The 12,566-nt window shown below is 44.7% G+C and carries 9 protein-coding genes; 7 read left to right on the forward strand and 2 right to left on the reverse strand.

Annotation, left to right across the window (positions count from 1 at the left end; genetic code table 11):
• Window positions 1–78: 78 nt before the first annotated feature.
• The 7 genes from R7P36_RS12230 (at window position 79) to R7P36_RS12260 (ending at window position 9,631) form a co-directional block, all read left to right on the forward strand.
• The gene (locus R7P36_RS12230) at window positions 79–447 is read left to right on the forward strand and encodes a hypothetical protein (protein WP_031777210.1); all 369 of its coding nucleotides are present in this window, start codon (window positions 79–81) and stop codon (window positions 445–447) included.
• A 9-nt stretch (window positions 448–456) separates the two neighbouring features.
• On the forward strand, window positions 457–1,806 hold the full coding sequence (locus R7P36_RS12235; RefSeq protein WP_033906830.1) for an HlyD family type I secretion periplasmic adaptor subunit: 1,350 nt from the start codon (window positions 457–459) through the stop codon (window positions 1,804–1,806).
• Between the two features lie 3 nt (window positions 1,807–1,809).
• Window positions 1,810–4,041 carry a response regulator gene (locus R7P36_RS12240; RefSeq protein WP_213900047.1) on the forward strand — a complete coding sequence of 744 codons (2,232 nt, stop codon included), beginning with the start codon at window positions 1,810–1,812 and terminating at the stop codon, window positions 4,039–4,041.
• Window positions 4,016–5,440, forward strand: a complete 1,425-nt coding sequence (locus tag R7P36_RS12245) for a TolC family protein (protein ID WP_213900046.1) — start codon at window positions 4,016–4,018, stop codon at window positions 5,438–5,440. Before R7P36_RS12240 ends, R7P36_RS12245 begins: the two co-directional genes overlap by 26 nt.
• Window positions 5,430–7,016: an ATP-binding cassette domain-containing protein gene (locus R7P36_RS12250; protein WP_041053448.1), complete on the forward strand. Its 1,587-nt coding sequence runs from the start codon at window positions 5,430–5,432 to the stop codon at window positions 7,014–7,016. Before R7P36_RS12245 ends, R7P36_RS12250 begins: the two co-directional genes overlap by 11 nt.
• Window positions 7,013–9,151 (forward strand): ATP-binding cassette domain-containing protein, encoded by a 2,139-nt coding sequence (locus R7P36_RS12255; protein ID WP_053303764.1) that lies wholly within the window; start codon window positions 7,013–7,015, stop codon window positions 9,149–9,151. Before R7P36_RS12250 ends, R7P36_RS12255 begins: the two co-directional genes overlap by 4 nt.
• 105 nt (window positions 9,152–9,256) lie before the next feature.
• A complete protein-coding gene (locus R7P36_RS12260) occupies window positions 9,257–9,631 on the forward strand; it encodes a hypothetical protein (protein ID WP_005375619.1) in 375 nt (124 codons plus the stop codon).
• A 26-nt stretch (window positions 9,632–9,657) separates the two neighbouring features.
• Here R7P36_RS12260 and R7P36_RS12265 read toward each other — a convergent pair whose 3' ends face one another.
• Window positions 9,658–10,548 carry an RNA polymerase sigma factor RpoD/SigA gene (locus R7P36_RS12265; RefSeq protein ID WP_017635872.1) on the reverse strand — a complete coding sequence of 297 codons (891 nt, stop codon included), beginning with the start codon at window positions 10,546–10,548 and terminating at the stop codon, window positions 9,658–9,660.
• A gap of 333 nt (window positions 10,549–10,881) precedes the next feature.
• Window positions 10,882–12,324, reverse strand: a complete 1,443-nt coding sequence (locus tag R7P36_RS12270) for a diguanylate cyclase domain-containing protein (RefSeq protein ID WP_017635871.1) — start codon at window positions 12,322–12,324, stop codon at window positions 10,882–10,884.
• Window positions 12,325–12,566 lie beyond the last annotated feature (242 nt).

Raw genomic sequence — 12,566 nt, forward strand, 5'->3', positions numbered from 1 at the left:
TTCCATAAAAACAAAAAAATTTGAAAACCCAGTATAAAGATCCTTACTTGTTGTCATTAAAGCAATTAGTGCGGTGGGATAATGATAAATATGACAAATCTGTTGCGCTCAGTCGACAACAGCCATAAAGGGCTGCAATTGCTATTAGGCGATTTTTACCAAGATTTCAGTGACGCAGGTATTGATATTGAGATGCTGCATAAACAAAACCGTTTTGAAGCACTCAGATGTTATTCAAAAAGACTAAAGACCATTCTCGTCTTGTTATGTGATGACGACTTACCACCAAAATTGGCAAAGCTTGAACACTTAAACAAACACCATTTCCCTGCTCCTAATGAATTGATTGAGGACGTTAAAACCGAGCTTAACAACGTAAACAAACAAATTAGCCAGCTGTTAAAAATCGAAAATTCAATCGATAGCCGCACTGGTAGTGAATCGTAGGGGTGGCTCATGAGTAATAAGCAAATAGAACATCACCTCAAAAAGGCGCTCGTTTCGAACAACGAAGCTTCGAAGGTAACAGCAGACGATACAATCGTGCTAGCCAGTGCAATGACCAGCGTACACAAAACCTTGCTGGTTATCTTTTTGCTTTCCATGGTGGCTATCGCCGTGGCATCTCAGGCTCGTATCGACATTGTGGTGTCGGTGCGCGGTGAGCTATTGCTCGAATCTGACATCGAAAAAGTGCAACACCTTGAAGGCGGTATTCTAGAAGAAATGCTAGTGCGCAAAGGCGAAGTGGTTTATGAAGGTCAGCCTATTGCACGCCTTCGCTCTCTGGATAGAAACACTCAACTTGATACGGTAAACACAGAGATCATTCAGCTTGAGCTAGACAAGATTCGTTACGAAAGCCTGCGCGATATGGTGGAACCCGATTTTTCTGCCTACATCGAAAAGTACCCAGAATTAGTGCAAGTCAACATGAATACCTGGCAGCAAGAATTTTCTAAAAACCGTTCCAATGAAGAGTTGATCACTCACGATATCCAACATAAGAATTCGCTTATTGATTCAATGCTCAAGCGCCGTAAAAGCTCCGAGAACCAGCTCTCCTTGATACGCAAGCAGCTCAATATTAAGAACACCTTGTACAAAGAGGAAATGGCGTCTTACGTCGATGTTCTGAATATGCAGGTTCAAGAGTCAAACATGGTGCGTGAGATAGAAAACCTTGATGAGTCGGTCATGAATGAGCGTTTCCAACTCGACAAACTAGAGAAGCAGTACCGAGACTTGGTGGAAAATCGTAATGCCGAGTATCAAGCACAAATCATTCAAGCAAACAAGGACTTAAAGTTGAAACGTATATTACGTCCTCAACACTCAGATAAAGTGGATCGCCTCGTGGTTTACGCCCCTATTGACGGTGTAGTAGATAAAGTGCACTTCAACTTCCGCTCCGCTGTGATACCGCCAGGTGAAAGCATCGCGGACATTGCACCGATCAATAACGCCCTTCATGGAGAGGCGAAGATCCCGCGTAAAGACATGGGTTTTGTAGAAATCGGACAAGCGGTCAAAGTGAAGATGGATACCTACAACTTTGCCAAATACGGATTTTTGGAAGGTCGAATTGCATCGATCAGCCGTTCTTCTTATGAAGAAGAAGACGCTGAATTCTACCTCGCGGAAATCCAAATCAGTCAAAACTATCTAGAGCGCGGAGGCACACAATACAAGCTGTCCCCTTATATGGAGTTTACCGCAGACGTGAAAACAGGTTCACGCCGGGTTATCGAATACGCAGCGAAGCCGGTTATGTCGGCTATCGAAGACGCATTCGATGAGAGGTGATGGATGAGTAGCAAACCTTCTTACAATATTTCCGTTCCTGTTATGCGCCTAAGCATTGCTTTCAGCTTGATGCTGGCTGCCCTCGCCTTTTATTTGTATATCTCTTGGGACAAAGTGGATTCAGTCGAGAAAGTGCAAAACGCGCCTCTGTTGGTTCAAGCTCAACAGCTCAACCAAACTATCGAGTTTGATATTCAAACGCTTCAACGCTGTTTAAGCGCACGTTATTGCAGTACAACAGAGCTTGATTTTGAGGTTCTGAAAGACGAAATTGACCAATTTAAGTCGCTCGCGTCACTCAACAAAACCGAGTTTAGCTTGGTGGGCGCGACCGAATACACGCAGCTTGAACTGGCAATCAATCGGTTCTCAGACAGCCAAAAAACACGCGACGATGTGTTGGCACTGTACCTCTCGCTCACCAATAACTACCTACAAATGGACGACAACTACCGGACCATATTTAACAACCATGCGAGCGACCTAATGATGGAGAAAAACGAGTTCTTCATTTGGTTGTTTGTGGTCGTTGTCGTACTGGTTGGTATCGCAGTGCTATCGAACTTGGTGGCAATCCTTAAACTGAAAAAATCCAGCTCGAATGAGCGTGACATTGACCAAGAATTCGATGAGCTTTATCAAGAACTCAAACTACTGGATTTACAAAGATTGGAAGAGTTGCTGAATGAAGTGAGCATCAATCCTAAGCAGCGTCAGATCTACTCATACCTAAAACTGATTTTCAGCAAACTCGAAGAGCAAAAACGCAATAACGATCTCTACAAGCAACTCTATGCTCTAATTGGTTACGAGATTCGTGGCATCACCAACACCATTAACGGCGGCGTGCAATACCTCGTACAAGAGACCGATGAGAGCGGCGTGTTGATGGCACAAGATATAACCTCGGCGGCCAATACCCTGTCTGAGTTGGCAGAGAACTACAACCGACTCATTTCACAAGGGACCGAGAGCAAATCGAAAGAGTTTTCACTGCTAAATGTACTGTCTGAATTGATGATTCACATCAGTTCAAAAGTGCAGCGAAATGAAGGTGAGCTAGACTGCTTTATCTCGGATAACCTACCAAACCGTGTTGAAGGGCAATCCACCAGCTTATTCTGGGTGTTGTTCCTGCAGCTTTCGAATGCCATCCAACTCAAAGCCGATAAGAAACTGTTTGTCACCATTGAATCTGGGGCGGCGTCAGACATTGAAAACACTCGCCTGACCATCAATCTAAACTTCTTAACCACACTGGATGTGCCGTTTGCCAAGCTCAATACCCTACACTGGAGCGACCATAAACAGCACACAGCAACCAAAGACGATTTGGCGAAAAGCGTGTTGAAAGATTATGGCTATTACGAGAGCCATTGGTATCAATCGGGCAATCAGGAACGTTTTCAAATTCAGCTCGATTTGAAAGCCAAAAGCTTCCACACCGAGAAAACTCGCTTCAACAATAAGCGTTTGTTGCTGTGTGCCAACTCTCAGCTGCGCATTGATGTAATGAACAAAATGTTAGTCAACTTGGGCTTGGAGATCACGCCAATTCGAACGCCGAACGAACTCTTCTCTGCTGCAAAAACCTTTGGCGAATACGATGCCATCATGCTGACCGACACGTTCGAGCCAAACAAGCTGCCCTCACTGAGCAAAACGGTGAAATCGCAACTGCGCAATCACCCGAACACCAAGTTGTTGCTTTCAGTCACTAGCACTCAGCAAGCACAAGAGAGCCATACCTTTGTCGACAAGATTCTGAACTCCCCTGCGATTCCGTATGAGTTCATCCCTAACCTATTAGCAATCATGGAAGCGGAAGCCTCTGAAGAACAGATGGAGAACAGCTCATTCCTGATTGTGGAGGATGACCGTGTTCAACAGATTCTACTCAAACGTATTTTGAGCAAGCAAGAATACGAAGCCGACACCGTTGGCGATGGCGCAGACGCCGTTCAGCATTTCATGAATCAGCGCTCAGACATCATTTTTATGGACTGCATCATGCCGGGCATGGGCGGCATTGAAGCGACCAAACGCATTCGACAATACGAACAAGAGAGCGGACAGAACCCTTGCACCATTATAGGTGCGACAGCATTGACCAGCAGTAATGAACACCAAGCTTGTATCGAAGCTGGAATGGATTACGTGATCAGCAAACCTTATAAAAACGACGAAATCATCAAGGTGATCAACAAGTATGTGGCGGTACAGAAACTTAACTAGCTGTATATTGGCAGCGCTTACATTGAGCAACGCTCCTTCGGCAATGGCGACCACCTTGCTTGAGGCGGTCAAACTCGGCTTGGAAAACAATTTATCTCTGCGCGCTAGTGACAAAGGCGTGGAAGAAAACGAATACAACATCGACATTAGCCGTTCTAAGTTTCTACCCTCTTTAAACGGTGCTGCTGATACCACATGGAATGAAAACGAAACCATATTAACGGGAACACCGGATACACGTTCTAGCTACAACTCGAACAGCTACAGCGTGTCTTTATCCCAATCGGTGTTTAACCTTGGTGACATCTTTAAATACGGCACCGCGAAGCTTGATTTCAACATTGAAGAAATCAAACACGAGAACAAAATCCAGAGCACCATTTCTGAAATCGCGACGCAATATTTCGAATACCTCAAAAACAACGCGCAAATCAAAGCCACCCAAGTAGAACTTAAATCGTCTGAAACACGTGAGCGCCAAATGCGTCGCAACGTGGAACTTGGCAACACTGCGGCGAGCGAGTTGTATGAGGTAATTGCCCAGAAAGAAGGCATTGCCAATCGCTTAAGAACCTTAGAGAAAGACCGGCGCGTGATTTTGAACGGTTTAGAGATTCAAGTTCAATACCCGGTCACCCCATCGCAGGACATCTACGAAAGCGTGCCCTTAGCGGAAATCAGCGAATCCGAACAACGCGCGATTCTTGAACAAGCTTTGAAGCTCAATAACGACTTATTGGTTGCGAAGAAAACCGTCGAACGAAGCCGAAGAGGCTTGAAAGAAAGCGGTTCAAACTTTGTGCCGACCGTATCGCTTTCTGCCAGTTACCGTTACGACGACGCGAACAACTATGACCGAACCGACCCAACCGCAACAGGGGACAGTAATTCCACCAGCGTCGGTTTAAACTTGAATGTGCCGATTTTCTCCGGCGGTTCGGATTACTACGGTTATCAAAAATCATCAACTGCCATCGAGCGAACCGAGCTGCTGTACCAAGATTCGTTGTTCACGACGCGCAATAGCGTTAACACCTCGGTACTCAACATTAATGACTTCTCCCGCGCCATCAGCAGTTACGAGAACATCATCCGTGCAAACTACGCTTCCTACAAAGGCATTCAACGCGCTTACCAGCTTGGCACGCGAACCATTACCGACTTACTGGCAGCGGAAAGTAAACTGTTTAGCGCGCTACGTGATTACGAGAGCGCGCGTTATGACTACATCATTGAATCGATCAATCTTGAGCAAATCAAAGGCATGTTGTCGGTGCAATCCATCGAAAGCATCATGCAGTTGATGAGCGATATCGAAGGCAGAAGCAATCAAGACTTAGTTCCAAAACACCTTCTCTCCAAACCATCGATTAAGAAAGGAGGTCGCAATGCAAACTGAGCATTTTTCCCAGAAGATTAACTTTGCTGACAAGTGTTATCTGACTTTCTCAACGGTCATCTCGACGCTGTTTGGTTTAGTGCTGCCCTTTTCGATACTGATTATTTTTGACCGAGTTTTACCTAACCAAGCCAAAGACACACTGTTTCTTCTGTTTGCCATTATCTTAATAACCATCTTCCTCGACTATCACTTAAAAAATCAGGAAGAGAAGATTTCGTCGGTGATCATGAAGCAGTTCGAAACCAACTTAACCAACAAGGTGTTTCAATCCATCTGTTTGGCTGAGATTTCGAAATTTCGTCGCCTAGAACCCGGTGAATACCTAGAGCGTATTGCGACCATCCCAGAGATTAAATCCTTCTTTGGCGGAGAATCTGTACGGGCATTGATCAACCTTGCCGTCAGCATACTGACCATTCTGATTATCGGTCTGATCAACATCTGGGCTGGGGTGACCATCTTGCTCGCCTCCATCGTTTTGGCGGTATTCGCACTCAGTCTTTCCAAGCAAAAAATCAACAGCCTAGAAAACAAATCCGACATCGAAGGCTTAACCACTTCGAAAATTATCGAGATCATCTCTAGCCCACTCGATATCAAAGCGCGCAATATGGAATATCGCGTTGAGAGCTTGATGACACAAATGGTGGAAGAGCGTGAAGTCGAGAACATCAAATACGAGCAAATCGAATCAAACTTCAGCCTTATCTTGTCGCTCATACAACAGCTCTCCATTGCTTGTGTGGTGGTAGTTTTAGCAACGGCAGTTATCAACATGCAATCTAGCCAAGGCATCATGGCAGCCATCATCATGCTTACCAACCGCTACTTCGCCCCATACCAACAAGTGATGCGCACGGTGAGCCGCTGGGAGTTGAACAAGCTTCATATTCAACGTATCGCCGAACTGCTTGAACTTGCTGCATCTGTAGAACAACAAAATGACACGACAGAAGTCGAGCGTATATCGGTGAAGTATTCGGAAAAGCAACGCATCGAGTTTGAACGCGGTCAGGCTTACTTGCTTACAGGGAAAAGCGGCGCAGGAAAAACCCACCTCGCCAATTGCATTACGCGGCAAAACACCGACAGCAAGCTCGATATCCAAATCAACGAGACACCGCTCGATGATGTCAACTACAACGTCTGGCGTAATAGCGTGCTCATGGTGGACAAAACCAGTTCGTTCGTCGAAGGGACCATCATCGACAACCTGACTTGTTTCCGCCCGAGCTTAAATAACACCGCATTTGCGCTTTGCGAAACCATGAACATCAAAGCACAAATCGATGCCCTTCCCGCGGGTTTTTACACCGAGCTTAAAGGACATTTACGCAACCCATTCTCGCGCCAAGTCGCTTATGCCTTGTTGTTAGTGCGTGCCTTACTCGCGAACAAACGTGTGTTGATCTTCGACGACATCGACTGTGTTTATGATGACGACTTTGCTCGATTGGTTTTGACCAGTACCGCCTATCGCGCCAACGACAAAATCCTCATCATCGTCAGCAACAAGATGGACAAACTCAATCATCGCCTCAAACGCGTCAAACTTACCGGAGGTGACCAATGAGTATTTTGGTTGATTTTAATAATGTCCCTCAGCGCTTGTTGGACTTTGAGGCTCGCAGTTATGACGAGCGATACAATCAGTCACCTTTGATTCGTGGTTTAGCTTACACCCTCATTGCGCTTGAATGGGAAGGCACACCTTCTATCCTCAGTGACGCTTTTATCCCTAAACCAAAAGACAGCGACAGTTTTGTTGCCACGATTGAACGCCTTGGTTACCGTTGTGACGTCACCAAATTAAAAACGTTGGAACACATCGAGGGGCACCCTCATCCTTGTTTTATCGAGATCGAAAACCTCACTGCGATTTTCTTGGGCACCAAAGACGGCAAACTGATCCTGTTTGATTACACCAATAACAACACCATTGAATACCCGCTCTGCAAGAAGCCATGTTTGTTGGTCTCGATCAGCGAATACTCGCGCTTGTTCCGAGAGCCGCCACCTGAATCTCAAGACCGCAGTAACTGGATTAAATACGCGTTTTATCGCTACAACAATGAACTCAAGAGCCTGATTATCCTCAGCTTCGTGGTCAGTATTCTCGGCGCACTCCAGCCCTTTTTTATTATGAGTGTGTACAACTTCGCCTTGACGTCTAGCTCGCAAGCCACGCTCTATTGGCTCACGTTGTTTGCCGTGATTGTTGGGTTTTCGGAATACTTTTTCAAGAAAATGCGGGTCAACATCATCGCCACATCAGGGAAGGATTTGGCGGTGCATATTTCTCAAAACGTAATATCCAAACTGTTGTGGCTTCCTTATTCGATGACATCTACCGCTGGTGTCTCTTCTCAGTTAGCACGTTTGAAAGACATCGACACTTTCCGCCGTTTGGTAACCGCAGAGTCAACATTAAGCTACTTCGACATGCCGTTTGTTATCGTATTCATTATTGCCATTGCTCTTATGTCTGGTACCGCGGCGCTAGTCGTTATGGCGGGGTTGATTCTAATGTTGGTGTTCTGTGTTTATTCTCGTTACATCTACTCGCAAGCCACGTCCAAGAGCTCTCGCGCCAACGCCATGGTTTCTTACCAATGGAATGAGATTCTTCGTGGTATAAAAACCATCCAAGGCTTGCCATTGTTGCGTGTTATCCAGTCCCGCTTTAGCGCATCGCATTTACAAAGCACCAACGATGCAGAACATGTTTCAGTGACTAATAGCAGGGTTCAGGCAGCAGGCGGGAGTTTGATTCAGGTTATTGGTACCGCAAGTATCGTCGCGGCCGTTATCGGCGTGATGGACGGCACCTCCGATGCAGGTGCAATGCTTGCTACCGTAATTTTAGTCTGGAAGGCGTTGGGGCCTATTATGGGCATCTACAACTCTATTTCTAAGTTCCAATCCATTAAGGCGTCTTCTGCGCAAATCAACAACCTTATGGCGATGAATGACGATAAGCTAACGTTAGAGAAAAGCCCCCCTATTCGCCTATTTCAAGGTAGTATCGTCGGCTCTGGTGTGAGCCATCGTTATAGTGGTGCGGCAACAGGCTTAACTAATCTTGGTTTTAAAATTCCACCGGGCGCAAAAGTTGTGATTTGTGGACCAACAGGTTGCGGTAAAACAACGCTCATTTCTATTATCGCTGGGCTAGAGGAACGCTATCAAGGCTCAGTTTCGGTGGACGGTTATAACATCAAACAATTCAACAGTTACCGCTATCGAACCTCGATTAACTACGTCCCGTTTAACCTGCATATTTTTGAAGGCTCCTTGGAGACTAACTTCATCTTGCATAATGGGTTAATCCCAACAGAAAAAATGCGTGAAATGGTGAGTTTCTTTGAGCTCGATACATGGTTGCCACAAGGCCTGGACACTCAATTGAGCGTTGATATCTGTAAAAGTTTACCAAATGGTATTCAACAAAGACTGCGGCTCGCATTAGGGCTAGGTAACTGCGAACAATCTTTGATTATCATTGACGAGCCATTTAATGGTGCTGAGCAAGAAAACTCGCACTACTTCAAGCGGTTATTCAGCGACAAACTACTCAATAAGACCGTTATTTTCTCAACGAATGATCCGGGCATGATCTCTACATCCAACATGAGCTTAGTCTTGGAGCCAGATGGCAACCTGAAATATTTCGGGTTAACCGATAAGTACTTAAAAAGTCTAAGTTAAGTTCGGAATGTGGTGTGGTTCATCATTCATACTTGAGCACGGTCATTGACAAAAATGTAAACGATGAGACTATGTACTCTGTAAGCGCGTACACTAAGGAATCCGATGTATACATTTGTTGCAGACAAATTGGATGTGGTTTATTTATCAACGATACCAGAAAACTACCAGTTACAAGACTTCGACGTGCCTGAAGAAGAACTCGAAATTCGTGAAATTGTAGAGGTATGGTATGAGTGTGCGTTTCTTCCTGACTTTAACCTTCAACACATCGACATCGAAAACAAAACTGCTTTGGTCGAGACACAAGCGCAAGTCGTAAACAACTACACAAGTACGCTCGCTTTTTTACTCAAAAGTCGTACTTATCGCGCAGCACTTAACCGATTATTGAGTGTATGGAGATTGGAGGCAGCAGCTAAAGCACAGCTTGAGCTGCTGTTACTTACGGAAGAACAGAGTAGCAAGCCAGTAAATTAATCAGCTAGGATAAGGGGCTAAAAATCTCAAACCCAACCATCGAATCGGAGACGTTTCTGCACGCGTTCAACCGCCTCTATCTGCATCTGACGAACACGCTCGTTAGATACGTTTAATAACAGGCCTATTTCCGACAAGGTTTTCACTCTCTGGTCAAATAATCCGAATCGATGGATCAAGACTTTCTGCAACTTAGTTGGCAAAGTTTTAATAATATTTTCAATGGCTTGAGTAAAGCACTGGTTTTCACAGTCTTGTTGTGGATCTGGCGTGTACTCACTTTCACACAGTTCAAGAACAAATGGAACACGATGTAGGTCCGCAGTGGTCGATACATCAATAAAACCACTTAGAGCAACAAGTTCATCTATACGTTCTGCTTTCACCCCTGAGCAGCGTGAGAGTTCAGAAATAGACAACTCCTTGCTCTCACTTTTTGACGCATCTAGCTTTTTTAAAGCCAGGCTATTTATCTCTTTGCACACATGAGCAGGTAAACGTACCGTGCGGCCATTGTTCATTAATGCCGCTTCTATATTCTCGCGAATCCACCATACCGCATAAGTAGAAAAACGGTAGCCTGGCTCAGGATCGAACTTATCGACCGCTTTTATCAAACCAATGTTACCTTCTTCTATTAAATCGAGCAGAGTAAAGTTATTACCTGGCCGTTTGAGGTAACCTTTTGCGATTTTCACAACAAGTCGAAGATTAGACTCAATCAACATTTCGCGCGCTTCTTCATCACCAGCTCGATTAAGTTTGGCGTAATGCAACTCCTCTTCACGAGACAACAAATCAATCCCCACAATATCTTTGAGATAGTGAGCATAAGGGTCTTTCCCAACTGACAACGATTCTTTCATTGACAGTTCATCCGTGACAGCTCGGAACCTAGCAAAGCATTCGTTGTTCATTCCCCGTCCTTCTCAAGCCAACTTATTTCTTATCTTCTTTAATTGTTTTTGTACAACACTGTATGCATCATGCTTTATATGCATTACTTTACACTGAGTGTAGACAGGGGTTCTGATCTTTACCAAGAAATCACTTATCACTTTAAAACAATTACTGCTTCTATGATAAAAACGTGAGCAGGCGGGGGTTTATATATATGAAAGTGATAGTATTTGTACGCAAATTGGCCTCAAAGAAAACAACGCAACGTGGTCGTCAACGCTTACCACGTTACTCTGACTAAACCTTTGAGGCTTGAGGATGCTTTGAAGTATCAGTTGAATTAGCGAGACCTAATTCACTTGACGAAGCGCAGGTTGAAGCTGACAGTCTGTTATGACTTGGAAAACTGCACGATTCTTTCCTTCAGACTTACCTTGATACATCAACTCGTCAGCATCTTGCAAGCTCACGATGTGGGTAAACTCAGGATAGTAAGCACAGCCCAAACTGATACTCAAATGAATTGCTTGTCCGCCCAGTATAACAGGCTGATCGTAAACGGCTTTACAAAGCATATTCGCAAAATTGAGTGCTTCTCGCTCTGACAGAGACGACGTAACGAGTGCGAACTCTTCTCCTCCAATTCTCGCCAATGTCATTCGGTCATCAGTCATCGACTTAGCGGCTTCTGCGATGGCAACTATTGCTCGGTCTCCAGCAAGGTGGCCATATCGATCATTGATTGATTTAAAATCATCAATATCAAACACCATCACCGTTAAGTTTCGCTTCAAATGATTCAGTAGCGCCAATTGCTCAATCAGGTGTCTACGGTTGTATAGCTTTGTGAGAGAATCCGTCAACGTCATCTCTAGCAATTGCTGATTGGCAATCGTTAATTGCCTTGTCCGAAGAGCAACCATACGTTTGAGGGCAAAAATATGATAAAGCGTTGCAACCGCCATAATGAAAATAGCAATAGGGAAAAGATAAAGTGGATAAACCGTTTTCACCACACTCCAACGGGTGAGGATCCGCTCACGGTCCGTATCGATGACTTTTTCAAACGCTCTTGATACCTCTAAAATGGAAGTTGCACTGTGCATTCCTGCTGCAATCCGAAGATCTTTACTATATAAGCTAATTGTCGGGACAAACATACCCGCTCCCGGCGTGGTTGCCATATAAAAGTTAGCAACTTGCAGGTCTGCAACAAAGTACAGCACCTTTTTATCGACGGCGGCTTGTATCATCGAATCATTGTTAATGTATTCTGCGATAGGTGCATTCGGATAATTCGTCTGAACAAACTCAGACTCGTAACTTCCTTTAACAACGCCAATTGGCAGCGTCATTTCGCCAGTTAAAACACTCCTGATATCAACCGAAAGTACATCTTTATTTACGTACAATTTGGTTTGGATAGGCATTATGACGGCGCCAAAGTCCATATACTTCGCTCTTTCGGGCGAGTAGACAAGTCCTCCGTGAAAGTCAGCCTTACCCTCTTTTACGGCTTGCAAAGAAGCATCCCAATCCAAAAGGAGAAACTGAACGTCAATTTGGTTGTTCGCCGCGTACTCTTTCCAAAAGTCGATTAAAATACCTTTAGGTTCACCATCTGGGCTAAGGTAAGAGAACGGCTTCCACGCTTTGGAGTTAGCAACAATTAAAGAATGAGACTCTGATTTGTGCGCATGCGCCATCGGACAAATGGACAGCCACAGTAGTAATAAAGAAGCACACGCTTTTTTACATTTGCAACCATAAGTACCATAACTCGTCGATGACATACCTACTTCTCACCAGTCTTTTTAAACCATAATCTCGGCTGTTTGATTAGACTAAAGATATAGTAGAGTTGCATAAGACAGGAAGTGACGCTTATTGATATGAATCTAACTTAGTAAGTTTTAGTACTTAATTGGTACTTTCAACGCCTGGTTCGCTGAAGCAGTTGAAGCAGTTGAAGCAGTTGAAGCAGTTGAAGCAGTTGAAGCAGTTGAAGCAGTTGAAGCAGTTGAAGCAGTTGAAG

The sequence above is a fragment of the Vibrio sp. 397 genome, from assembly GCF_033339395.1.
Classification (GTDB): Bacteria; Pseudomonadota; Gammaproteobacteria; order Enterobacterales; family Vibrionaceae; genus Vibrio; species Vibrio alginolyticus.

Bases quoted from the DNA above. Each gene is read 5' to 3' on its own strand.
- R7P36_RS12245 (WP_213900046.1), top strand. From the start codon at position 4,016: ATGTGGCGGTACAGAAACTTAACTAGCTGTATATTGGCAGCGCTTACA.
- R7P36_RS12255 (WP_053303764.1), top strand. From the start codon at position 7,013: ATGAGTATTTTGGTTGATTTTAATAATGTCCCTCAGCGCTTGTTGGAC.
- R7P36_RS12235 (WP_033906830.1), top strand. From the start codon at position 457: ATGAGTAATAAGCAAATAGAACATCACCTCAAAAAGGCGCTCGTTTCG.
- R7P36_RS12270 (WP_017635871.1), bottom strand. From the start codon at position 12,324: ATGTCATCGACGAGTTATGGTACTTATGGTTGCAAATGTAAAAAAGCG.
- R7P36_RS12250 (WP_041053448.1), top strand. From the start codon at position 5,430: ATGCAAACTGAGCATTTTTCCCAGAAGATTAACTTTGCTGACAAGTGT.
- R7P36_RS12260 (WP_005375619.1), top strand. From the start codon at position 9,257: ATGTATACATTTGTTGCAGACAAATTGGATGTGGTTTATTTATCAACG.
- R7P36_RS12240 (WP_213900047.1), top strand. From the start codon at position 1,810: ATGAGTAGCAAACCTTCTTACAATATTTCCGTTCCTGTTATGCGCCTA.
- R7P36_RS12265 (WP_017635872.1), bottom strand. From the start codon at position 10,548: ATGAACAACGAATGCTTTGCTAGGTTCCGAGCTGTCACGGATGAACTG.